The following is a 24712-nucleotide window of genomic DNA, read 5'->3' on the forward strand; positions in this document are numbered from 1 at the left end:
AAATTATTCGGGTTCTGGGGGTAAGTTCATGAAGTTTCGTCGAAGCGGCAGATTGGTGGACTTAACAAATTATTTGTTAGCCCACCCGCACGTACTAGTACCTTTAACTTTTTTTGCAGAACGTTATCAATCTGCAAAGTCCTCCATTAGTGAAGACTTAACGATTATCAAACAGACCTTCGAACAGCAGGGAATAGGCACATTGCTCACTGTACCTGGCGCTGCTGGCGGAGTGAAATATATTCCAAAAATACACCTAAAAGAAGCAGATGACGTAGTAAACGATATCGGAGAGGCATTATCAACTCCTGAACGTGTACTTCCTGGCGGTTATTTATATTTAACCGATGTTTTAGGCAATCCATCGATTCTTGCGAAAATCGGTAAGCTGTTTGCGACCATCTTTGCGGACCGTGCGATTGATGTCGTCATGACCGTTGCGACAAAAGGTATTCCGATTGCCTATTCTGTTGCGGGTTATTTAAATGTGCCTGTTGTGATCGTTAGAAAAGATAATAAGGTAACCGAAGGATCAACTGTCAGTATTAATTATGCGTCAGGTTCTTCTAACCGAATTCAAACCATGTCCCTTGCAAAGCGAAGCTTAGATAAAGGCTCCAATGTGTTGATCATTGATGACTTTATGAAAGCGGGCGGAACCATTAACGGCATGATGAATTTGCTTGAGGAATTTAATGCAAATGTTGCAGGGATCGGTGTTCTTTTAGAAGATGAAGGCGTAGATGAACGTCTTGTCGATGAATATGTCTCGTTGTTAAAGCTTTCTACCATTGATATGAAGCAAAAAATCATTGAGATCAATGAAGGCAATTTCCACGAGTTTTTTCATTCGAAAGCGTAAGCTTTGATTAAACATGTATTTGAATGGGAGAGATTGATATGACAAAAGTTGTTCAAACCAAACATGCACCAGCAGCCATTGGACCTTACTCTCAAGGAATTATTGTCAATAACATGTTTTACAGCTCAGGGCAAATTCCATTAACCCCAGCTGGAGATTTTGTAAATGGAGATATTAAAGAACAAACACATCAAGTATTCCGTAATCTTGAGGCTGTACTTGAAGCAGCAGGTGCTTCCTTTGAAACAGTCGTGAAAGCAACTGTTTTCATTAAAGATATGGAACAATTCGCTGAAGTGAATGAAGTGTACGGTGAGTATTTCCATACACATAAGCCAGCTCGTTCATGCGTGGAAGTGGCAAGACTTCCAAAGGATGCGCTTGTAGAAATAGAAGTAGTTGCATTAGTTAAATAAACAGGCACTCTCAATGAAAGCCGTTTGGTTTCATCATATGCAGGGAAAGACATCATCATGATGTCTTTTTTTATGCTGAGAATGTAAGCGCCGTCACGAATATGACAAATAATGTATAAATATCCCGATATTTCAAAAAAAGTTTAAAAAAAGAGCAGGAGAATCACCACGATCGTTGAATACCTAAGTAATGCTTTTATATTGGGAAAAGGTGGTGAACTACTGTGGAAGTTACTGACGTAAGATTACGCCGCGTGAATACCGATGGTCGCATGAGGGCGATTGCATCCATCACGCTGGACCACGAATTTGTTGTTCATGATATTCGTGTGATTGATGGAAACAATGGGTTGTTTGTAGCAATGCCTAGCAAACGCACGCCTGATGGAGAGTTTCGCGATATTGCACATCCAATTAATTCAAGCACTCGGGGTAAAATCCAAGATGCTGTATTAAATGAATATCATCGCTTAGGCGAAGAGGAAGAAACAATTGAATATGAAGAAGCTGGAGCTTCTTAATCATACGTGAACCTAAAAAGACGGCTTTAAGAGAAAATGAATGTTTTCTTTTAAATGCTGTCTTTTTTGCGTTCTTTCTCTTGTTTCTTAAGTCTTTCATTTGTTAGAAAATTATTGTACTTCCTTATGTATCCTTGAAATCAGTCTTTATTTAGGATATATTTTTCTATGGATAATAGGGATATTGGAGGCCAATCAATGGATAAGCGGTTCGCAGTGATTTTAGCAGCGGGAAAAGGAACGAGAATGAAGTCAAAGCTATATAAAGTACTTCATCCAGTTTGCGGAAAGCCAATGGTCGAGCATGTGGCAGATGAAGCGTTAAAGCTTTCTTTAGCCAAGCTGGTGACGATTGTCGGTCATGGTGCAGAGGACGTGAAAGAGCAGCTTGGAGACAGAAGTGAGTATGCACTTCAAGAAGAACAGCTGGGAACAGCCCATGCCGTCAAACAAGCAAAGTCGTTCCTCGCGCAGGAAAAGGGAACAACCATTGTCATTTGTGGTGATACGCCATTATTGACAGCGGAAACAATGGAAGCCATGTTAAGCGAGCATCAAAAACATCAAGCGAAAGTCACTATTTTAACAGCACATGCGGATGATCCGACAGGCTATGGCCGTATTATTCGTGACGAAACAGGTGCTGTCGTGAAAATTGTGGAGCATAAAGATGCGAACGATGCAGAGCGTCAAGTGAATGAAATTAATACAGGGACTTATTGCTTTTCAAATGAAGATCTCTTCCGTGTGATTGAGCAAGTGTCGAATGAAAATGCACAGGGCGAATACTACTTGCCAGACGTTATTGAAATTTTAAAAAATGAAGGGCAAACAGTTGCAGCTTATCAAACACCGCATTTTGAAGAAACACTTGGAGTTAACGATCGTATCGCTCTATCACAAGCAGAGCAATTCATGAAGCGACGTATTAATCATCAGCATATGAAGAATGGTGTGACCTTGATTGATCCTGAGAACACGTATATTTCGCCAGATGCTGTCATCGGTGAAGATACAGTTATTTATCCTGGGACGGTCATCAAAGGGAATGTAAAAATTGGTGCAGACGCCACTATTGGGCCAAACACTGAAATTGTTGACAGCATCATCGGAGATCGAACAGTCATTAAGCAATCTGTCGTCTGCGATAGTGAGGTTGGAGTTGATGTGACAATTGGACCGTTTGCTCATATTCGCCCGTTGTCGAAAATTGGCGATGAAGTGAAAATCGGAAATTTTGTCGAAATCAAGAAAACAGTTTTCGGAGACCGGAGCAAGGCATCTCATCTAAGCTACATTGGAGACGCAGAGGTCGGAACTGATGTAAACCTTGGCTGTGGTTCCATTACAGTCAACTATGATGGGAAAAACAAATTCTTAACGAAGATTGAAGACGGCGCATTTATTGGCTGTAATTCAAATCTAGTTGCACCAGTCACTGTCGGAAAAGGGGCATATGTTGCAGCCGGTTCAACGGTTACAGAAGATGTACCGCAGGATGCATTGTCTATTGCTAGAGCAAGACAAGTCAATAAAGAAGATTATGTGAAAAATATTCATAAAAAATAATCCAAATACCCGGAGGTTTACCATACCATGTCTAATCGTTATGCTGATGCGAATTTAAAGATATTCTCTTTGAATTCAAACCCTGAACTTGCCAAAGAAATTGCCGATCGTATCGGAGTTGATGTAGGAAAGAGCTCTGTTAAACGCTTTAGTGACGGTGAAGTCCAAATCAATATTGAAGAAAGTATCCGCGGCTGTGATTGTTATGTCATTCAATCAACAAGTGCGCCAGTCAATGAGCATATTATGGAACTGCTCATTATGGTGGATGCACTAAAACGCGCTTCTGCGAAAACTGTCAATATTGTGATCCCTTATTACGGATACGCACGTCAAGATCGTAAGGCAAAACCTCGTGAGCCAATCACTGCGAAGCTTTTTGCGAACTTGCTTGAAACAGCAGGTGCTACACGTGTGATTGCACTTGATCTTCATGCGCCGCAAATCCAAGGTTTCTTCGATATTCCAATCGATAACTTAATGGCTGTGCCAATCTTAACAAACTATTTCGAACAGAAGAACTTGAATGATATCGTTGTTGTGTCTCCTGACCACGGTGGTGTGACACGTGCGCGTAAAATGGCAGACCGCCTGAAAGCGCCAATCGCAATTATCGACAAACGCCGTCCAAAGCCAAACGTTGCTGAAGTCATGAACATTATTGGTAACATTGAAGGCAAAACGGCGATTCTGATCGATGATATCATTGATACAGCTGGTACTATTACACTTGCAGCAAATGCGCTAGTCGAAAATGGAGCAGCTGAAGTATATGCTTGCTGTACGCACCCAGTATTGTCTGGACCAGCAGTAGAACGCATCACAAACTCTAAAATTAAAGAATTGGTTGTGACAAACAGTATTCAATTAACTGATGACAAGAAAGTTGGAAAATTCATTCCGCTTTCGGTTGGGCCTTTGCTTGCAGAAGCCATCATCCGTGTACATGAAGAAGAATCTGTGAGCTACCTTTTCAGCTAATTTTCTGATTAAAAAAGGCCCTAGGCATCAAGCTTGGGGTCTTTTTGCTATCATCATTCACGGCAAATAGGTTTAAAATGATTCGGTTATGGGTAATTATGAGAGTAGTGACAAAAAAGAAATAGGATGGTGCTGAATATGGCAAGTTTAAAAGCAAATAAAAGAACTGATTTCAAACGTTCCACACTGCAAAAAATCCGTCATTCAGGACACGTTCCTGGTGTCATATACGGAAAAAATACAGACAGCCTGGCTGTTTCATTAGACAGCATCGATTTATTAAAAACCTTACGTGATGAAGGGAAGAATACAATTATCACCTTAGACGTGGGTGGCGAAACGAAATCTGTGATGGTGACAGAATTACAAACAGATCCGTTGAAAAACGAGCTTGTCCATGCTGATTTCCAAGTCGTTGACTTACAGCGTGAAATTGAAGCAGATGTACCAATACAGCTGATTGGCGAGTCTAAAGGGGTAAAAGATGGCGGTGTGCTTCAGCAGCCACTATTTGAACTATCTGTTACAGCCAAACCAAAAGATATCCCGCAGAATATTGAAGCTGATATTACAAACTTAGAAGTCAATGATGTCTTAACAGTTGCTGATCTGCCTGTTCAGTCATCTTATCAAATCAATAACGATCCAGAAGAAGTCGTTGCTTCCATTCTGCCGCCTCAGCAATCAGAGGTTCCTGAGCCGGATAGCGAAGAAGAGCCGCAAGAGCCTGAGGCCATTAAAGAAAAGGATGACGATGGAGAATAACTGGTCATTTAAAGACGTAACCCTCCCGCGGTTGCGTCTTTTGTGCTAGAATGAAAAGAATTCATACGTTTTTACATGAGGCAATCTGATTGGCTCATTTTTTAGGCGTGTGCTGTGTGACAAAGGAGGTTATTGGTTTCATGATTGCATTCGTTGGATTAGGCAATCCAGGAAAAGAATATGAAAAAACAAGACATAATGTCGGGTTTATGACAATAGATGAATTATCGAAAAAATGGGACATTCCTTTAAATCAATCAAAATTCCATGGACAATTTGGAACTGGGTTTGTTTCGGGGCAAAAGGTTCTACTTGTAAAGCCGCTTACATATATGAACTTATCAGGAGAATGTGTGCGTCCGCTGATGGACTATTACGATATTCCCCTCGAACATTTGAAAGTGATCTATGATGATCTTGATTTGCCAACTGGCCGGATTCGCCTACGTACAAAAGGAAGTGCAGGCGGGCATAATGGAATCAAATCATTGATTCAGCATTTAGGTTCACCTGAATTTGACCGATTCCGTATCGGCATTGGACGTCCTCAAAACGGCATGAAGGTCGTTGATTACGTACTAGGACGTTTCTCAGAAGAGGAACAGCCTGACATTGCATCAGCCATTCAATCGTCTGTCGAGGCTTGTGAAGCGGCTTTAAAAAAGCCATTTTTAGAAGTGATGAATGATTTTAACAAGAAGGTATAAGAATGATAAGCGAAGCACATACTGATCATAAAATCTCAGCATGGGAGGATCACGTATGGCTTTGCATTATTACTGCCGCCACTGTGGTGTAAAGGTTGGCAGTCTAGATGAATCCGCTGTCCAAAGTGAAGCACTTGGATTTCATCACTTAACAAATGAGGAAAGAAACGATATGATTTCTTATAGGGAAAATGGTGATTTACATGTACAAACCATTTGTGAGGATTGCCAAGAGGCGCTCGAAAGAAATCCTGATTACCATCAGTATCATACTTTTATTCAATAAAAAAGCTTTGGTGTAGATATTAGACCAAAGCGTTTTTCTGTTTTAAACAAACAGGGAGGAGGAGCCAAATGAAAAACATACAATCATTTATCAAACAAAGTGATGATTTTCAGTCCATTTTTAATGGGCTAAAGGAAGGGTTAAAAGAACAGCTGCTTGCCGGACTATCAGGCTCCGTCAGATCTTTATTTACAGCCGCGATATCAGACGAACTGAAGCGGCCGATGTTTATTGTGACTCACAATTTATATCAGGCGCAGAAGGTAACAGATGATCTAGCAAGTGTGATGCCGGATCGCTCGGTTCTTCTTTATCCTGTCAATGAACTCATCGCTTCAGAAATTGCAGTGGCAAGCCCTGAGCTGAGAGCACAGCGTTTAGATGTCCTGAACCGGCTTGCGAATGGAGAAAATCCCATTATCGTCACTCCCGCTGCTGCGGTGCGCAGGATGCTTCCGCCAGTTGAGCTCTGGAAGGAGAGTCAGATCCATTTAAAGATCGGTGAAGAAATTGATTTGGAGGCGTTTTCAAAACAGCTCGTACAAATTGGTTATGACCGGACGTCGATGGTTGCAGCGCCCGGAGATTTTAGTGTGCGCGGAGGAATTATCGACATCTATGCGTTAACGGAAGACCATCCAATCCGTATTGAACTGTTTGATACAGAAGTAGACTCGATTCGAACGTTTCATTCGGATACACAGCGTTCATTAGAAACCCTTCAAGAAATCAAAATAGGTCCTGCAAAAGAGTTAATTGTGAGAGGTCCGGAACGAGTGAGAGCCATTGAACAGCTTGACCAAGGGCTGGCGAAGAGCTTAAAGAAATTCAACTCAGATCAGCAAAAAGAACTGCTTCATCAAAATATATCTGCTGATCGCGAGAAGCTGCTAGAAGGCATCGTGACACAGGAAATGACGAAGTACCTGTCCTATTTCTATGAAAAGCCTGCTAGTTTGCTAGATTACACATCGCAGGATACGATTATTATTTTAGATGAAATCAGCAGAATTCAGGAGATGGAAGAACAGCTTGAACAGGAAGAAGCCGATTGGACAATTAGTCTGCTTGAAGAAGGGAACATTCTTCATGATTTATCTCTTTCTTTCCCGTTTCAAGAACTGATCAATCAGCAATCAAGGTCCATTCTGTACTACTCCTTGTTTCTGAGACATGTCCAGCAGACAAATCCGCAAAATATCGTCAATGTATCTAGTAAGCAAATGCAGAATTTCCACGGGCAGATGAATGTGCTGGCGAGTGAAATTGAACGCTATAAAAAACAGCAGTACACAGTTGTCTTTTTAGGTGCGGATGAAGAGCGGACAGAAAAGCTGTCGTCTGTTCTGCATGATTATGACATTGAAGCCGCTCTTGCTAAACCGGACGCTGAGCTTGTGAGCGGACAGGTGTATATTTTACAAGGTGAGCTGCAAACAGGCTTTGAACTGCCGTTATCAAAAATTGCTGTGATCACAGAAGGTGAACTCTTCAAGAAACGTGTGAAAAAACAGGCGCGTAAGCAAAAGCTGACCAATGCAGAGCGGATCAAGAGCTATTCAGAGCTTCAAGTCGGTGATTATGTGGTGCACATTAACCACGGGATCGGTAAATATTTAGGAATTGAAACGCTTGAAATCGGCGGCATTCATAAAGATTATTTAAATATTCATTATCAAGGAAGCGACAAGCTTTATGTACCGGTTGAACAAATTGATCAGGTGCAGAAATATGTAGGATCAGAAGGTAAAGAACCAAAGCTGTACAAACTGGGCGGCAGCGATTGGAAACGCGTGAAGAAAAAAGTTGAAACATCTGTACAGGACATCGCAGATGATCTGATTAAACTTTACGCAGAACGCGAGGCAAGCAAAGGATATGCCTTCTCGCCTGATCATGAGATGCAGCGCCAGTTTGAATCTGCGTTCCCTTACCAGGAAACAGATGATCAAATCCGTTCGATTCAAGAAATTAAACAGGATATGGAGCGGGAACGTCCAATGGACCGTCTGCTTTGTGGAGATGTGGGTTACGGCAAAACGGAGGTGGCTATTCGTGCGGCCTTCAAAGCGATTGCTGACGGGAAGCAGGTAGCCTTGCTTGTTCCGACAACCATCTTAGCACAGCAGCATTTTGACACAATCATGGACCGATTCCAAGACTACCCTGTCAAAATTGCGCAGCTGAGCCGTTTCCGTACAAGAAAAGAAACAACTGAAACATTAAAAGGGCTGAAAAACGGAACGATCGATATGGTTATCGGCACACACCGCCTTCTTTCAAAAGACATCGTCTACAAGGATTTAGGACTGTTAATCATAGATGAGGAACAGCGTTTTGGTGTGACGCATAAAGAGAAAATTAAACAGATGAAAGCCAATATCGACGTACTGACATTAACGGCTACGCCAATTCCGCGTACGCTTCATATGTCCATGCTTGGCGTACGGGATTTATCAGTGATTGAAACACCGCCTGAAAACCGATTCCCTGTTCAAACCTATGTGGTCGAGTACAATGGTGCTTTAGTCAGAGAAGCGATTGAGCGAGAATTAGCACGCGGCGGTCAAGTGTACTTCCTTTACAACCGTGTTGAGGATATTGAACGAAAAGCAGACGAAATCTCCATGCTAGTCCCAGACGCAAAAGTCAGTTATGCGCACGGGAAAATGAGTGAGAACGAGCTGGAATCAGTGATGATTAATTTTCTTGAAGGTGAATCAGATGTATTGGTTAGTACCACCATCATTGAAACGGGAGTCGATATTCCAAATGTAAACACGCTCATCGTCCACGATGCCGATAAAATGGGGCTTTCTCAGCTGTACCAGCTAAGAGGACGAGTCGGGCGTTCGAACCGTGTTGCTTATGCTTATTTCACGTATCGAAAAGATAAAGTTCTTTCTGAAGTTGCGGAGAAAAGACTTCAAGCTATTAAAGAATTCACAGAGCTCGGATCTGGGTTTAAAATTGCGATGCGTGATTTAACAATTCGAGGAGCAGGAAACTTACTTGGTGCTCAGCAGCATGGCTTCATTGATTCAGTTGGATTCGACCTCTATTCTCAAATGCTGAAAGAAGCCATTGAGGAAAGAAGAGGCGATACAACGGCTCAAGATAAATTCGAGCCAGAAATTGATCTGCAAATTGATGCTTACATCCCAGACACTTATATTTCGGACGGCAAGCAAAAGATTGAAATGTATAAACAGTTCAGAGCAATTGGATCGATTGAAGAGAGAAAAGAGCTTCAGGATGAAATGATCGACCGATTTGGTGAATATCCGCAAGAAGTGGCTGACTTGTTTACGATTGCGACAATGAAGGTGTACGCTGTCCAGGAACGTGTCGAGCTGATCAAGATGGAGAAAGGCATTGTTAGAATGACTCTTGATGAGAAAGCAAGCAGTGAAATCGACGGTCAAAAATTATTTGAGCTCGGCAGTAAATATGGACGTGAAATCGGGTTAGGAATGGAAGGCAGCAAGCTGATTATTTCTGTCCAAACGAAAGGCAAGAAGACGGAGGAATGGCTTGAGGTTGTTCTTAACATGCTTCGAGGCCTTCAAGATGTGAAAAAAGAAACCATTCCATCTTCATAAAATTTTGTTTGTCTCTCGTGTATATTACGTTTGATGTGACGGATACTAAACTCAGGGTCAAGTGGTGAATGTTGCATAAAGTGGACGCTTTTGTTCCATTCACCCAACACATCATCAAACGAAAGAGAGGCAGCAGTGAATGAAAGCAACTGGAATTGTACGCCGCATCGATGATCTAGGTAGAGTGGTTATTCCGAAGGAGATTCGCAGAACATTGCGCATCCGGGAAGGAGATCCGCTTGAGATTTTCGTCGACCGCGATGGAGAAGTGATTTTGAAGAAGTATTCGCCGATTAGTGAGCTAGGAGACTTTGCGAAGGAATATGCTGATGCATTATTCGACAGTCTGGGTCATTCCATCCTGATTTGTGATCGAGATACGTATATTGCTGTATCCGGCAGTTCGAAAAAAGAGTACTTAAACAAATCGATCAGTGATTTACTTGAACGAACAATGGATCAGCGTAATTCTGTGTTAGAAGAAAGCAAAAAAGAAATTCAACTTGTCGATGGTATTGATGATGACGTATCTGCTTATACCATTGCACCTATTGTTGCAAACGGAGATCCAATTGGCGCCGTCGTCTTATTTTCTAAAGAGCGTTCAATGGGAGAAGTGGAGCATAAAGCGGCAGAAACGGCAGCTGGCTTCTTAGCCCGTCAAATGGAACATTAGGTCTAATAACTCTATATCATTTTGATAAAACGAAAGAATGCCGATGAAATCATTTGATTTTGTCGGTTTTTTATATGGGATGAAACAAAACGAGACATGTGCCGTCTACTCCTTAGAAAGAAACGTCTTTTCATTCACGTATGTTATAATGAGTGCGTTTAACTGTAGATTTATTTTAAAGGAGTCATCCATGAAAAATGCTGTGAATCAGCCGCATTGGCTTTTCCAGGGTGCGGTGATTTTGACCATCGCAGGCTTGTTATCAAAGATATTAAGTGCCGTTTACCGTGTTCCGTTTCAAAACATCGTAGGGGACACAGGGTTTTATATTTATCAGCAGGTATATCCTTTCCTTGGCATTGCCATCATGCTTGGTACAACAGGTTTTCCTGTCATGGTGTCCAAGCTTTTGAGTGATCATGGGGAAGAGAATCGACGGATCATTACAAGGGTATCCTTGGTCTATATCACTTTACTGAGCCTGGTCTTATTTCTTTGTCTTTACATAGGAGCAGGCACAATTGCGAGTCTTATGGCAGATAGTCAATTAATTCTGCTCATCCAGATGAGTGCTTTTGTGTTTCTATTTCTGCCGCTCACTGTGATGCTGAGGGGAGTTTTTCAGAGTGACGGTCTGATGCTTCCAACAGCTGTTTCTCAATTGGTTGAGCAGCTCATCAGGGTAGGTGTCCTGCTTGTTTTATCCTTCTATTTCGTGAGGCACGGCTATTCGCTTTATGAAACAGGGGCGGGTGCGGTGTTCTCTTCTATCGCAGGAAGTGCGGCCTCGCTCATTTTGCTTCTTTTCCTTTGGCTGACCTATCGAAAGCAGTCTGCTGCAAGTATGTCAGGCAAACAGGCGACACTTCGAAAAAAAGATGTTATGAAGAGTTTGGTGCTGTATACATTGACGATTTGTGTCAGCGGTTTGCTCATTTTATGGATGCAAATGATTGATGCTTTTCATCTGTATGCGTTGCTGCGCAGCGAGGGTCTCAGTGAAGCGGCGGCAAAGGCGGCGAAAGGTGTATATGACCGAGGCCAGCCTTTCTTACAGCTCGGAACGGTGTTTGCCATCAGCATCGGAACCTCTCTTGTACCATTTTTATCGGCAGCCATGAGGAATGGAGAGCATGAAACGATACGGCAAAAAGTTCGCTCATCGGTTAAGACCACGTCAGTATTAGGGATAGGGTCAGCGGTTGGACTGATTTGTATTTTAGCACCAGTCAATACAATGCTTTTTCGTAATGACTTAGGCACCGATGCCTTGCAAATATTCTGTATATCGATCGTCTTTACGTCGATTGCCATTACGCAGGCGGCTTTACTGCAAGGGCTCGGGCATACTGTATATCCTGCTGTTGTGGTGGTTCTCAGCGTGCTGGTGAAATGGATTCTAACAATTGAGCTTGTACCGTTATTTGGCATCCACGGTGCCGCGTGGTCAACTGTATGTGGTTTTCTCACAGCAGCCGTGCTCAATGCCGTTTATTTGAAGCATAAAGGATGGATTTCGTTGAGAGAGCTGTTCCCGGTGAAAATTCTTTTATCAGCCGCCTTCATGGCTGTGGTCTTAATAGGATATCAGGCTCTGTTTTCATGGGTGATTCCCTTTGAAAAACGTCCGTTTTCCGTTTTAGAGAGCCTGACATCAGTTTTTATTGGTGGTTTCGCCTTTTTATATAGTATTCTTAAGCTAGAAGTATTTACGGACGAGGAATGGAGACTCATTCCATTAGGAGAAAAGATTTTATATTTTAAACAGATGAGAGGGAATCAAAATGGCAGGTAAGATTACCGTCGTCGGTCTCGGGGCAGGCGACATGGATCAGCTGACGCTCGGTGTATATAAGCAGCTGAAGCAGGCGAAAGAAGTATTTATGAGAACGCAGGATCATCCGCTTACCGCAGAGTTAATGCAGGAGGTCCCATCTCTCACCTTTTTTGATGAAATTTATGAAAAGCATGATCAGTTTGATCAGGTGTATCAGGAAATTACCGAAATATTATTTGCAGAGGCAGCGGAAAAAGACATTGTGTATGCTGTACCTGGTCATCCATTTGTGGCAGAAAAGACCGTACAGCTGCTCGTCGCCGGGCAGAAAGAGCGCGGGATTGAGGTGTCTGTCGCTGGTGGACAAAGCTTTCTAGATGCGACATTCAACTCCTTGCAAATTGACCCCATCGAGGGATTACAATTCGTTGATGCAGGGGATATGAGAGCGGATGATCTGAAATTAACCCAGCACGTCCTGATTTGTCAGGTATATGATCAGATGACAGCTTCGAATGTGAAACTCACGCTGATGGAAAAGCTCCCCGACGATTATGAAGTTTATATTGTGACTGCAGCTGGAAGCAGTCAGGAACAGATTACTGCCGTTCCTTTATTTGAACTTGATCGAGATGTGTCGATAAATAACTTAACGAGTGTTTATGTTCCTCCAATTCAAGATGAACAGCTGCTTTATCAACAATTTGACACCTTCCGTGACGTCATACGTACATTAAGAGGTCCGGGTGGCTGTCCATGGGATCAAAAACAAACCAATGAATCACTCAAACCATATTTAATTGAAGAATGCTATGAACTGCTTGAAGCGATAGATGAAGATGACCCAGATCATATGGTGGAAGAGCTTGGCGATGTGCTGCTGCAGGTGCTGCTTCACGCTCAAATTGGCGAAGATGACGGTTATTTCTCAATTGATGACGTCATTCAGCATGTCACAGAAAAAATGATTCGGCGCCACCCCCATGTGTTTGGTGACACGAATGTTTCTGAGGCAGCAGATGTGGTGGCCAACTGGGAAAAAATCAAACAGCAGGAGAAGCCAGAGCGGACCGGTTCTATTTTGCAATCGATTCCGGCGACACTTCCGGCACTAACAAAGGCATATAAGCTCCAAAAGAAAGCTGCCAAAGTAGGCTTTGATTGGGCAGATGTTCAAGATATTTGGAACAAATACGAAGAAGAAAAGCAGGAATTTCTCGTTGAAGTGGCAGAGAAGACGGACGAAGGTGCAACGAAGCAGATGAAAGATGAATTTGGAGATCTTTTGTTTGTTCTCGTCAATATTGGCAGGTTCTATCACCTAGAGCCTGAAACGGCACTCGCTTCTGCCAACACAAAATTCATACGGCGCTTTCAGCATATCGAACAAAAAGCAAAGGACATGGGCCGTTCATTAGATGACTTAACGCTAGAGGAAATGGACGATCTATGGAACGATGCGAAACGCATAGAAAGAGGTGAACACACATGAGACTAGATAAATTTTTAAAAGTGTCCCGTTTAATTAAAAGAAGAACATTGGCAAAAGAAGTAGCTGATCAAGGCAGGATATCTATTAACGGAACACAGGCGAAAGCAAGCTCTGACGTGAAAGAAGGAGATGAGCTGCAAATCCGTTTTGGTCAAAAACTAGTGACTGTTCAAGTCAACGAGTTAAAGGACACGACGAAAAAAGAAGAAGCGGCTGGCATGTATACTGTGCTAAAAGAAGAAAAAACAGCAGAATAGGGCTTGTTCTAAAAGACCCTCTTATCACATACAATGCAGTAACATGCAAGTATGAGATATGGGGGATGTATAGATGAATCAATATTATAATCAACCTCAAGGTACGAAGCTGTCATCAGACGCGGAGCACAATGTCACAATGCGAAACAGAAAGCATTTAGATATTACTGGTGTCAAACAAGTGGAAAGCTTTGATAGTGAGGAATTTCTGCTGGAGACGGTCATGGGGATTCTCGCCATCCGCGGAGAAAATCTGCAAATGAAAAACCTAGACGTCGAAAAGGGCGTTGTGTCGATCAAAGGGCGTGTCTTTGATTTAATCTATGTTGATGAGCAGCACGGGGAGAAAGCTAAAGGATTTTTTAGCAAGCTGTTTAAATGACGCTGACAGTCCAGTTTTATACGATGCTTTCCATGGCGGCGATGGGCATCTGGCTGGGCGCATCGCTTGATACGTACAAGCTGTTTGTGAACCGGGAAAAAACAGCAAAATGGCTTTTGGCTATCCACGATCTCCTTTTTTGGATGGTACAGGGTCTCTTATTCTTTTACGTCCTGCTGCTGACAAACGAGGGAGAATTCAGGCTTTATATTTTTCTAGCCGTTGCTCTAGGTTTCTCGATGTATCAGGCATTGATGAAACATTTGTATCTCAAGATTCTCAAGTTTATCATGATGTGTGTATATCAGACCGTTCTCTTCCTAAAAAGGCTGGTCATGTCGGTTGTCTTCCAGCCGATCCGCTGGATGTTCACATTGATCATAAGTGCTATTCTGTTCTTGCTCCACTCGCTCTTACGTCTTGTTCGTTTTACGTTTCGGCTCGTGTGGAAGGTGCTGTCGATTGTTTGTTATCCGCTCATCTGGTTACTCAATGTGACCATTATTCATCGGATTCCCGAAAAATGGCGAACATCAATGAGAATGTTTTTCTCAAAAGGAGCAGGAATTTTACAAGGGGCCAAGAAATTATCTGGTACCATCAAAACGAAATGGAAACAATTCTGGACAAAGTAAGAGAGGAGGCCTTCAACCTTGAACAAGAGAAAAAGAAATATCGCACAAATTCAAAATGATTACCAAAAACAAATGGAACAGCAAGCACAGCGCTTAAAACGCAAACGTCGCGGACTCCTTAGAAGGCTTACCGTGTTTGGTGTGATCGTGCTCATGTTTGCTGTCTTAGTGACAAGTGCCCTCTGGTCGCAATCGTCTTCACTAAAGGAAAAAGAAGAGAAGAAGGTTGCGCTCGAAAAAGAGTTGAAGCAATTACAAACAAAGCAGGAAGATATTTCTGATGAAATTAAGAAGCTGAAAAGCAAGGAATACGTACTCGAACTGGCACGACGGGACTATTATATGTCCAAAAAAGGCGAAAAAATCTTTGATGTGGGCAATAAGAGCGATTAGCCTTGTTGACACTTAAAATTCAGTTTATGTATAATTGAACAAATGAGATTTTTTTATAAGTCTAAGGAGGAGCACTTTTTTTATGTCGATTGAAGTTGGCAGCAAGTTACAAGGGAAAGTTACGGGCATTACAAATTTTGGAGCTTTTGTGGAGTTGCCAGGCGGTTCAACTGGTCTCGTTCATATCAGTGAGGTAGCCGATAACTATGTAAAAGATATTAATGAGCATTTAAAAGTCGGTGAACAAGTTGAAGTGAAAGTGATTAACGTTGAAAAAGACGGTAAAATCGGCTTGTCCATTAAAAAAGCAAAAGATCGTCCTCAACAACAATCAAGACCAAGCAGAAATGATTTCCGTCCGAAGGAATCGTTTGAACAAAAAATGAACAAATTCTTAAAAGATAGCGAAGATCGCTTAACATCTTTAAAACGTAACACGGAATCAAAACGTGGGGGGCGCGGAGCAAGAAGAGGTTAACTTGTTGCTGCTTTCTATATATTTTCACAACAAAGCATCTGCTGTTCAGCAGGTGCTTTTTTTCATGATCATCCGACATTTTTTGAGATTTCGTCATTTAATTTAAAACTTTCTATTGACGGACAAGCGAATCCTTTGTATTATAGTTCTTGTGCTTCTTAGCGCATTTTCATTATGGCGGTGTAGCTCAGCTGGCTAGAGCGTACGGTTCATACCCGTGAGGTCGGGGGTTCGATCCCCTCCGCCGCTATCCTTTTAACTAGAACATAAAGCAAGGCCCGTTGGTCAAGCGGTTAAGACACCGCCCTTTCACGGCGGTAACACGGGTTCGAATCCCGTACGGGTCATATTCGAAACAGCTTTCTATAGGAAAGCTGTTTTTTTGTGCTTTCGTAAAATTCTGATGAAAGACATCGACTTTCATGAAAGTATGCCTCTTTGACGAATAAAGCGTCGAACGTTTTATGGAAACGACAACTTCTTTTGACAAAATATCTTTTTCACCTTCGCTATAATGACAAGCAACGAATATCAGGTGGGGGATGAGAAGATGGAAAAACTAGAAAGAAGAACTGATTTAACAGGAGCGGGGTTTGAAAGAATCAGTGCGGGGTTAAAAAAGATGAAAAATCTGTTTCTTCATCACACGCATTCTCTTTTTTTCTATAAAGGGTTTATTTATGTTGTTCTAGGCTTTTTATTAGGACGAGCCTTTATATTATCTGAAATTATGCCGTTTGCTCTGCCTTTCTTTGGCTCCATGCTGCTTATTAAAAGAGATAAGGCGATGCTTGCTTGTCTAGCATTACTCGCTGGGGCGATGACGATATCACCTCAAAATGCATTGTTTGTGTTTGCGTCGCTGCTCATGTTTCTCCTTATGTCAAAGGTGGTTTCTTTCATCATCAAAGACCCAGTGAAAACATTACCGGTTGTCATTGTTCTCTCAATGCTGATCACCCGGGGAGCGTTTGTTTACTTAGAGCAAGGTGCTGTGCAAAGTTATGATTACGTCATGGCGGGTGTCGAAGCAGGACTTGCCTTCATTTTGACTCTGATTTTCCTTCAAAGCCTGCCGATTTTTACAGTCAGGAAAATTAAACACTCTTTAAAGGTCGAAGAAATTATTTGTTTTATGATTTTAATTGCCTCAGTTTTAACTGGTCTTGCTGGGATCACTTTTCAAGGAATGCAGGCAGAGCATATTTTGTCACGTTATGTAGTGCTGACGTTTGCCTTTATTGGCGGAGCCAGTATTGGTTGTACGGTCGGTGTTGTGACAGGATTAATTCTCGGTCTCGCTAACATCGGAAACCTTTATCAGATGAGTCTTCTTGCCTTTTCAGGCTTATTAGGCGGATTGCTGAAAGAAGGGAAGAAAGCAGGGGCAGCCATCGGCTTAATTGTGGGTTCCTTACTCATTTCACTGTACGGGGAAGGGTCAGCAGGTCTCATGACCACACTGTATGAGTCACTTATAGCGGTTGCGCTCTTTTTACTCACGCCGCAATCAGTTACTTCCAAGGTAGCGAAATACATTCCTGGTACGGTAGAGCATGTACAAGAGCAGCAGCAATATGCTCGGAAGGTACGAGACGTGACAGCAAAAAAGGTAGATCAGTTCTCTCATGTATTTCATGCGCTGTCTGAGAGTTTTGCGACATTTTACGAATCCATTCCTGAAGAGAAGAAGCAGGAAGAGGATGTAGATCTTTTTTTAAGTACGATCACAGAACGATCCTGTCAAACGTGCTATAAGAAAAATAAATGCTGGGTGCAGAACTTTGATACAACCTATGAACTAATGAAACAAGTTATGCATGAATCTGATGAAAAAACGTATGAGCATAACCGAAAATTGAAAAAGAAATTTAGTCAGCACTGCTCAAAATCAAAACATGTTGAGGAATTGATCGAAGAGGAGATCGCATACTATAAAGCCAACCAGACACTGAAGAAAAAAGTCCAAGACAGCAGGCGTCTTGTGGCTGAACAGCTGATGGGGGTCTCACAAGTGATGGAGGATTTTTCCCGGGAAATAAAACGAGAAAGAGAGCAGCATTTTATTCAGGAAGAGCAGATGATAGAAGCACTTCAGCACTTTGGCATTGAAATTCAGCAAGTAGAAATCTATAGCTTGGAGCAGGGAAATGTCGATATTGAAATGAGAATCCCATATTGCCAAGGGCATGGGGAATGTGAAAAAATTATTGCGCCAATGCTTTCAGATATTTTAGAAGAACAGATTTTAGTCAAAGCAGAACAGTGTGCAGAGCATCCAACAGGCTATTGCCACGTTGTATTTGGCTCTGCTAAATCATACCGAGTGGCTACAGGCGTGGCACATGCAGCAAAAGGCGGAGGACTGGTATCTGGAGACAGCTACAGCATGATGGAGCTTGGAGCAGGCAAGTATGCCGCAGCTATTAGTGATGGAATGGGCAACGGAGCACGTGCTCATTTTGAAAGCAATGAAACGATTAAGCTGTTAGAAAAAATATTGGCGTCAGGTATCAATGAAAAAGTGGCGATTAAAACCATTAATAGTATTTTATCTTTACGAACGACGGACGAGATCTATTCAACATTGGATTTATCGATCATTGATTTACAGGATGCGAGCTGTAAGTTCCTCAAGATTGGTTCGACACCCAGCTTTATTAAACGGGGTGATCAGGTGATGAAGGTACAAGCAAGCAACTTGCCGATTGGCATTATTGATGAATTCGAAGTCGAGGTTGTGAGCGAACAGATGAAGGCAGGAGACCTATTGATTATGATGAGTGACGGTATTTTTGAGGGGCCAAAGCATATTGAAAATCATGATCTGTGGGTGAAACGGAAAATGAAAAGCTTTAAAACAGAAGATCCCCAAGAAATTGCTGATTTATTAATGGAAGAGGTCATTCGAACAAGAGCAGGCCAAATTGACGATGATATGACAGTTGTTGTCATCAGGCTCGACCACAACACACCAAAATGGGCTTCCATTCCGACCGGTACATTCTATCTTGAGAAACAAGAGATTTCTTAAAATATCGTATAATATGAATTTCTTCTGGCGATGATGGGGATATAAGCATTCAGTTACAATCCCAGGAGGAATGAAGATGCGAAAAGGTCACGTCAACCAAATCTTATTGATTACAGATGGCTGCTCAAATCACGGGGAGGATCCGCTTGCGATTGCCTCATTGGCAAAGGAACAAGGGATTACAGTCAATGTCATTGGCATTATGGAAGAAAACAGACACGATCATGAAGCAATGAAGGAAGTAGAGGGGATTGCTCTCGCAGGCGGAGGCATCCATCAAGTTGTCTACGTCCAGCAGTTATCTCAAACAGTACAAATGGTCACGAAAAAAGCAATGACACAAACCCTGCAAGGTGTTGTGAATAAAGAATTACAGCAAATACTCGGCAAAGACACTGAAATTGAAGAGCTTCCACCTGATAAGCGCGGGGAAGTAATGGAGGTTGTCGATGAGTTAGGAGAAACGGTTCACCTTCAAGTACTCGTGCTTGTTGATACAAGTGCAAGTATGAAACCGAAGCTGCCAACCGTCAAAGAGGCACTTATCGACCTTTCCATCAGTTTAAATTCAAGAATTGGAGAAAATCAGTTTGGGATGTGTGTATTTCCCGGGAAAAACTCAGATGCTGAAATTGTGTTGAATTGGACGCCTCGATTCGATTCATTATCATCTATTTTCCCAAAACTGACCACTGGAGGCATCACCCCAACGGGACCAGCGCTTCGGGAAGCACTTCAGCATTTCAAATCAGTTCGTTCACGCAAAGGGCTGCTTGAAGCAAAGGAAGAGCATAATGATGAATTCGGCTTCTAACATCCCGTTAGGCACGGTGATTCAAGGGAAATGGCACCACCATCATTACCGTATTGTAAAAGAGCTTGGAAAAGGGGCGAACGGTGTTGTCTATTTGGCCGAATCGCCACATGGGCAAGCGGCCCTTAAAGTGAGTGATGACAGTATGCTCATTGCATCTGAAGTCAATGTATTAAAATCCTTTTCAAAGGCTCCTGTGAAAACCATGGGGCCTTCTTTTTATGATATGGATGATGCAATTTATCCCGGTATGCCTCAAAAACGCTCTTTTTATGTGATGGAATATGTCAGAGGCCCATTACTGCTTGAATTTGTGAAACAAAAGGGTGATGAGTGGATTGTGGTTTTAATGATTCAGCTTTTATCTAGCTTGGCTCATTTACATCAGGAAGGATGGATTTTTGGTGATTTAAAGCCGGATAATCTTATTGTTTCTGGTCCCCCTGCCACAATCCGGTGCATTGATGTGGGAGGAACGACGAAAGCGGGCAGGGCAATTAAAGAGTATACCGAGTTTTTTGATCGAGGCTATTGGGGATTCGGTACACGAAAAGCTGAACCAACCTATGATTTATTTGCCCTGACCATGGTGATGGTCAACTGTGCGTATAAGAAAGAATTCAAAAAAGGAGCAGAACCAGAAAAGCAGCTTTATCGAGCCATTGAAGGACATCCTTTATTAAAGCGATATGAAAGGGTGTTAAAGGCTGCTCTACAAGGTAAATATCAATCAGCAGCAGACATGAAAAGTGCGATGCTGAAAGAAGGACAGTTGATTGCATCAAGAAAATCGCGCCAAAAGAAGCAGCAGCCAAAACCCGCGCCAAAACCCGCTGTTAATCAAAATCAACAAGTGACTTCACGATCGCGGGCTGCAGCAGCAAAAAGAACGTCAGTACGTAAAAAATCAGGCGGGCTTTTTGAAACCATTCTTATCGTATGCAGTGTACTCGCCCTTTACTGTGCATATGTGGTTTTGTTCCTGTTGTAGAGCTGTAAAAAAGCAGGCTTCTTCTTTGCTTGGAGCTACTGAAAGTGATAGGATATGTATATCTTTAAATTACCTGCTCTTTGTGAGGAGGAAGTTGTGAATAGAATTGAATCTTTTTTGAAAAAACATGATGTTTACCTTGAAAATACGACAGTCATTGTCGGGGTTTCCGGCGGACCGGATTCTATGCTCTTACTGCATGAACTTAACAAGCGCCGCAAAGGTTCCTATCAGCTGATTGCAGCCCATGTAGATCACATGTTCAGAGGAGAAGAGTCCTTTGCTGATTTGGCATTTGTTGAGGCTTACTGTAAGGAGCACGAGATCCCTTTTGAATCGTCCCGCATACAGGTCACCCAATATGCAAAAGAAAACCGCTTAAACAAACAGGCAGCTGCAAGGGAGTGCAGATATGCTTTCTTTCGTCAATTGATGGCGCAATACAACGCTCAATTTATAGCGCTTGCACATCATGGAGACGACCAAGTAGAAACAATGTTGATGAGACTTGCGAGAGGGACTGTTGGTATAGGACTCGCAGGTATCCAAGCAAAACGTCCTTTTCAAAATGGGTGGCTGATTCGTCCGCTCATTGGATACTCTAAGGACGACGTACTAAAAGCTTGTGAAAAAGAACATGTACCCTATGTCATTGATCAAAGCAATCATACGGATGACTACTTGAGAAACCGGGTAAGAAGACACATTCTTCCCGTGTTAAAAGAAGAGGCACCTCATGTACATGAAAGCTTTCAGTTTGTAAGTGACATGCTGACTGAGGATGAGCAATACTTGCAGGCTTTAACAAAGGAACAAATGAACCAAGTGATAACGAGTCAATCGCCTAAGCAAATTGAGATTAAAACGAAGCCTTTGCTTGACCTGCCTTTGCCTTTACAAAGAAGAGGCATTCAACTAATATTAAACTATCTTTATGAAAACACTCAATCAGCGTTTTCAAACCAGCATATTCTAGGGACTTTAGACTGGTTATCTCATACCGATCAACCGTCTGGATCATTAGATTTGCCAAAAGGTTTACAAGCTGTCAAGTCTTATGATCACTGTATGTTTACCTTTGAACGATCGCATGTATTAGACCAGTCTTATGCTCTTCACTTAAAGGTTGAGCTCGGAGAAGAGCTTTTTCTCCCAAATGGACAGTCTATTGCCGTATCAAATCATGTTCCGAAGGATGCACGGAACGGAAACCATTTTTTCTTGCTTCAAAAAGATCATGTTCATCTCCCTTTGATCATTCGCTCACGAAAAAATGGTGATCGAATCAAACTTAAAGGGATGAATGGGTCAAAAAAGGTGAAGGATATATTTATTGATAAAAAAGTGCCTCTTGCAGAAAGAGACAGCTGGCCGATCGTCACTGACTCGGATCATCAAATCATCTGGATCCCAGGTCTGAAAAAATCCGTTTTTGAAGAAATTGATATGACAAACAGCGATCTCATTGTATTACAATATAGACAGCACGAAAATTTGTAGGGGGCAAGCAAAAGCATGAAACAAGATATTGAAAAGATTTTGATCTCAGAAGAAGAGATCCAGCAAAAAGTGAAGGAACTGGGTGCAACATTAACCAGTGATTATGATGGTAAATTTCCCCTGGCTATTGGTGTTTTGAAAGGGGCTCTTCCATTCATGGCAGACCTGATCAAACACATTGATACATATTTAGAACTTGATTTTATGGATGTATCTAGCTACGGAAAGTCTACCGTATCTTCTGGAGAAGTAAAGATCATTAAGGATCTAGATACTTCTGTTGAAGGAAGAGATATTTTGATTATGGAAGATATCATCGACAGTGGGTTAACTTTGAGCTATCTGGTAGAGCTTTTCCGATACCGTAAAGCAAATTCCATTAAAATTGTGACATTGCTTGATAAACCAAGCGGCCGCAAAGCAGACATCAAAGCAGATTATGTTGGATTTGAAGTACCAGATGCATTTGTTGTCGGCTATGGATTGGATTTCGCTGAACGTTACCGAAACCTCCCGTATATTGGAGTGTTAAAACCATCTGTTTACGAAGGCTAATCAGCATACGTATACATGAGGTTATTGGTTGTGTTGGAATGATTTTCTATGATACTATTGAACATAGTTGTGCTTACTGTGGGAGGAGGTAAGGAATGAATCGGGTTTTTCGTAATACGATTTTTTATATACTTATTTTATTACTTGTGATAGGGGTCGTCAGTTGGTTAGGATCCCCAAATCAAAAGCCTGAGAACATGTCTTACAGCAAATTTTCGCAAAATCTAAGTGCGGGAAAAGTGGAGAGTATCTCCATTCAGCCTGTAAGAGGGGTTTATGAAATTCGTGGTCAATTAGATGGCGCGAAGAAAGATCAATACTTCATTACCCATGTTCCAGATGGTCAAGGTGTTGACCAAATTTACAGTGCACTGAAGAATACAGATGTAAAAGTAGAACCAGCACCTGAAACAAATGGATGGCTGCAAGTTCTGACAACCATCATTCCGTTTATCATCATCTTTATCTTGTTCTTCTTCTTATTGAACCAAGCTCAGGGCGGCGGAAGCCGAGTCATGAACTTCGGTAAGAGTAAGGCGAAGCTTTACACAGAAGAGAAGAAACGTGTGAAATTTAAAGATGTTGCCGGTGCAGATGAAGAAAAGCAAGAGCTTGTAGAAGTGGTTGAATTCCTGAAGGACCCACGTAAATTTGCGGAGCTTGGCGCAAGAATCCCTAAAGGGGTTTTACTAGTAGGGCCTCCAGGTACAGGTAAAACATTGCTTGCGAGAGCATCTGCAGGAGAAGCAGGCGTTCCTTTCTTCAGCATCAGTGGTTCTGACTTCGTCGAGATGTTCGTCGGTGTCGGTGCATCACGTGTACGTGATTTATTCGAAAATGCGAAAAAGAATGCACCTTGCTTAATCTTTATTGATGAGATTGATGCAGTGGGTCGTCAGCGTGGAGCCGGTCTTGGCGGTGGTCATGACGAGCGTGAACAAACGCTTAACCAGCTTCTTGTTGAAATGGATGGTTTTAGTGCCAACGAAGGTATTATTATCATTGCTGCGACAAACCGTGCAGATATTCTAGACCCTGCATTGCTGCGTCCGGGACGTTTTGACCGTCAAATTACGGTTGACCGCCCAGATGTTATTGGCCGTGAAGAAGTACTGAAAGTTCATGCGAAAAACAAACCGCTTGACGAGTCAGTTAACTTAAAAGCCATTGCAAGCAGAACACCAGGGTTCTCTGGAGCAGATCTTGAGAACTTACTAAACGAAGCAGCACTTGTTGCTGCCCGTCATAACAAAAAGAAAATCGATATGCGTGATATTGACGAAGCGACTGACCGTGTCATCGCTGGGCCGGCGAAGAAAAGCCGTGTCATTTCGAAGAAAGAACGTAATATCGTGGCTTACCATGAAGCAGGTCATACCGTCATTGGTCTTATCCTAGACGAAGCGGACATGGTGCATAAAGTAACGATCGTTCCTCGTGGTCAGGCAGGCGGATATGCGGTCATGCTTCCAAGAGAAGACCGTTATTTCCAAACGAAGCCAGAGCTTCTTGATAAGATTGTCGGCTTGCTCGGCGGTCGTGTTGCAGAGGAAATTACGTTTGGTGAAGTAAGTACAGGCGCTCACAACGACTTCCAGCGTGCAACAGGCATTGCAAGAAGAATGGTCACAGAGTTCGGTATGTCTGATAAACTTGGTCCGCTTCAATTCGGTCAATCACAAGGAGGTCAAGTCTTCCTTGGACGTGATTTCAACAATGAACCGAATTATAGTGAAGCGATCGCTTACGAAATTGACCAAGAAGTTCAGCGTTTCATTAAGGAGAGCTACGAACGTGCGAAACAAATTCTCACTGAGAATAAAGATAAGCTAGAAATCATCGCACAAGCCCTTCTAGAAGTTGAAACATTAGATGCTGAACAAATTAAATCTCTTTACGAAACTGGAAAGCTTCCAGAGCGTGTATACGCAGATGACGAAGAGAAAAACGATGATGTGAAAGTAAACATCAAGAAAAAAGAAGATGAGGAGATCTAATCTCCTTCTGTGAAAGCTGCCG

At 42.3% G+C, this 24712-nt stretch carries 23 protein-coding genes and 2 tRNA genes; all 25 read left to right on the plus strand.

The annotated features are described in order from the left end of the window. The first annotated feature begins 28 nt into the window (after window positions 1-28). The 25 genes from purR to ftsH all read left to right on the plus strand — a co-directional run bounded on the left by purR (window position 29) and on the right by ftsH (window position 24690). Window positions 29-862, plus strand: a complete 834-nt coding sequence (gene purR / locus NSU11_RS00305; RefSeq protein WP_024425638.1) for a pur operon repressor — start codon at window positions 29-31, stop codon at window positions 860-862. 38 nt (window positions 863-900) lie between these two features. After that, the gene (gene ridA / locus NSU11_RS00310; protein WP_024425639.1) at window positions 901-1278 is read left to right on the plus strand and encodes a 2-iminobutanoate/2-iminopropanoate deaminase; all 378 of its coding nucleotides are present in this window, start codon (window positions 901-903) and stop codon (window positions 1276-1278) included. A gap of 224 nt (window positions 1279-1502) precedes the next feature. Next, window positions 1503-1799: a septation regulator SpoVG gene (gene spoVG, locus NSU11_RS00315; RefSeq protein ID WP_008357439.1), complete on the plus strand. Its 297-nt coding sequence runs from the start codon at window positions 1503-1505 to the stop codon at window positions 1797-1799. Window positions 1800-1997: 198 nt separating this feature from the next. Beyond that, window positions 1998-3368 (plus strand): bifunctional UDP-N-acetylglucosamine diphosphorylase/glucosamine-1-phosphate N-acetyltransferase GlmU, encoded by a 1371-nt coding sequence (gene glmU, locus NSU11_RS00320; RefSeq protein ID WP_024425640.1) that lies wholly within the window; start codon window positions 1998-2000, stop codon window positions 3366-3368. 27 nt (window positions 3369-3395) lie between these two features. Next, window positions 3396-4349, plus strand: a complete 954-nt coding sequence (locus NSU11_RS00325) for a ribose-phosphate diphosphokinase (RefSeq protein WP_024425641.1) — start codon at window positions 3396-3398, stop codon at window positions 4347-4349. 138 nt (window positions 4350-4487) lie between these two features. After that, complete coding sequence (locus tag NSU11_RS00330; protein ID WP_342493746.1) at window positions 4488-5114, plus strand: 50S ribosomal protein L25/general stress protein Ctc; 627 nt, start codon at window positions 4488-4490, stop codon at window positions 5112-5114. 140 nt (window positions 5115-5254) lie between these two features. Then, on the plus strand, window positions 5255-5821 hold the full coding sequence (pth, locus tag NSU11_RS00335) for an aminoacyl-tRNA hydrolase (RefSeq protein WP_024425643.1): 567 nt from the start codon (window positions 5255-5257) through the stop codon (window positions 5819-5821). Window positions 5822-5876: 55 nt separating this feature from the next. Continuing rightward, window positions 5877-6107, plus strand: a complete 231-nt coding sequence (locus NSU11_RS00340) for an anti-sigma-F factor Fin family protein (RefSeq protein ID WP_003217967.1) — start codon at window positions 5877-5879, stop codon at window positions 6105-6107. A gap of 68 nt (window positions 6108-6175) precedes the next feature. Next, the gene (gene mfd, locus NSU11_RS00345) at window positions 6176-9709 is read left to right on the plus strand and encodes a transcription-repair coupling factor (RefSeq protein ID WP_332285667.1); all 3534 of its coding nucleotides are present in this window, start codon (window positions 6176-6178) and stop codon (window positions 9707-9709) included. Window positions 9710-9848: 139 nt separating this feature from the next. Further along, window positions 9849-10385: a stage V sporulation protein T gene (gene spoVT / locus NSU11_RS00350; RefSeq protein WP_003217990.1), complete on the plus strand. Its 537-nt coding sequence runs from the start codon at window positions 9849-9851 to the stop codon at window positions 10383-10385. A gap of 190 nt (window positions 10386-10575) precedes the next feature. Continuing rightward, window positions 10576-12180, plus strand: a complete 1605-nt coding sequence (locus NSU11_RS00355) for a polysaccharide biosynthesis protein (RefSeq protein ID WP_270126401.1) — start codon at window positions 10576-10578, stop codon at window positions 12178-12180. Then, entirely contained in the window at window positions 12170-13654 is a 1485-nt protein-coding gene (mazG, locus tag NSU11_RS00360; protein WP_342493747.1) for a nucleoside triphosphate pyrophosphohydrolase, read from the plus strand. Before NSU11_RS00355 ends, mazG begins: the two co-directional genes overlap by 11 nt. Next, window positions 13651-13911 (plus strand): RNA-binding S4 domain-containing protein, encoded by a 261-nt coding sequence (locus NSU11_RS00365; protein WP_008341839.1) that lies wholly within the window; start codon window positions 13651-13653, stop codon window positions 13909-13911. The genes mazG and NSU11_RS00365 overlap by 4 nt, the downstream gene beginning before the upstream one ends. A gap of 73 nt (window positions 13912-13984) precedes the next feature. After that, window positions 13985-14293: a sporulation protein YabP gene (yabP, locus tag NSU11_RS00370; RefSeq protein ID WP_024425646.1), complete on the plus strand. Its 309-nt coding sequence runs from the start codon at window positions 13985-13987 to the stop codon at window positions 14291-14293. After that, window positions 14290-14928 (plus strand): spore cortex biosynthesis protein YabQ, encoded by a 639-nt coding sequence (gene yabQ / locus NSU11_RS00375; RefSeq protein WP_149126073.1) that lies wholly within the window; start codon window positions 14290-14292, stop codon window positions 14926-14928. The genes yabP and yabQ overlap by 4 nt, the downstream gene beginning before the upstream one ends. Window positions 14929-14946: 18 nt before the next feature. Then, complete coding sequence (locus tag NSU11_RS00380; protein WP_003217952.1) at window positions 14947-15321, plus strand: septum formation initiator family protein; 375 nt, start codon at window positions 14947-14949, stop codon at window positions 15319-15321. 82 nt (window positions 15322-15403) lie between these two features. Beyond that, the gene (locus NSU11_RS00385; protein ID WP_008357409.1) at window positions 15404-15799 is read left to right on the plus strand and encodes a S1 domain-containing RNA-binding protein; all 396 of its coding nucleotides are present in this window, start codon (window positions 15404-15406) and stop codon (window positions 15797-15799) included. 176 nt (window positions 15800-15975) lie between these two features. Beyond that, window positions 15976-16049, plus strand: a tRNA-Met gene (locus NSU11_RS00390). A 25-nt stretch (window positions 16050-16074) separates the two neighbouring features. Then, window positions 16075-16146, plus strand: a tRNA-Glu gene (locus NSU11_RS00395). A gap of 203 nt (window positions 16147-16349) precedes the next feature. Continuing rightward, a complete protein-coding gene (spoIIE, locus tag NSU11_RS00400) occupies window positions 16350-18833 on the plus strand; it encodes a stage II sporulation protein E (protein ID WP_024425648.1) in 2484 nt (827 codons plus the stop codon). A gap of 76 nt (window positions 18834-18909) precedes the next feature. Further along, window positions 18910-19647: a VWA domain-containing protein gene (locus NSU11_RS00405; protein ID WP_024425649.1), complete on the plus strand. Its 738-nt coding sequence runs from the start codon at window positions 18910-18912 to the stop codon at window positions 19645-19647. Next, a complete protein-coding gene (locus NSU11_RS00410) occupies window positions 19631-20638 on the plus strand; it encodes a protein kinase family protein (RefSeq protein WP_133744987.1) in 1008 nt (335 codons plus the stop codon). The genes NSU11_RS00405 and NSU11_RS00410 overlap by 17 nt, the downstream gene beginning before the upstream one ends. A 96-nt stretch (window positions 20639-20734) precedes the next feature. Next, window positions 20735-22138, plus strand: coding sequence for a tRNA lysidine(34) synthetase TilS (tilS, locus tag NSU11_RS00415; protein ID WP_122632220.1), 1404 nt, complete (start codon window positions 20735-20737; stop codon window positions 22136-22138). Window positions 22139-22153: 15 nt separating this feature from the next. Further along, window positions 22154-22693, plus strand: a complete 540-nt coding sequence (hpt, locus tag NSU11_RS00420; protein WP_008357399.1) for a hypoxanthine phosphoribosyltransferase — start codon at window positions 22154-22156, stop codon at window positions 22691-22693. 95 nt (window positions 22694-22788) lie between these two features. Next, on the plus strand, window positions 22789-24690 hold the full coding sequence (gene ftsH / locus NSU11_RS00425) for an ATP-dependent zinc metalloprotease FtsH (RefSeq protein ID WP_024427186.1): 1902 nt from the start codon (window positions 22789-22791) through the stop codon (window positions 24688-24690). The last annotated feature ends 22 nt before the right edge of the window (window positions 24691-24712 follow it).

The sequence above is a fragment of the Bacillus sp. FSL R5-0712 genome, from assembly GCF_038593285.1.
In the GTDB taxonomy this organism is placed as follows: Bacteria; Bacillota; Bacilli; order Bacillales; family Bacillaceae; genus Bacillus; species Bacillus safensis.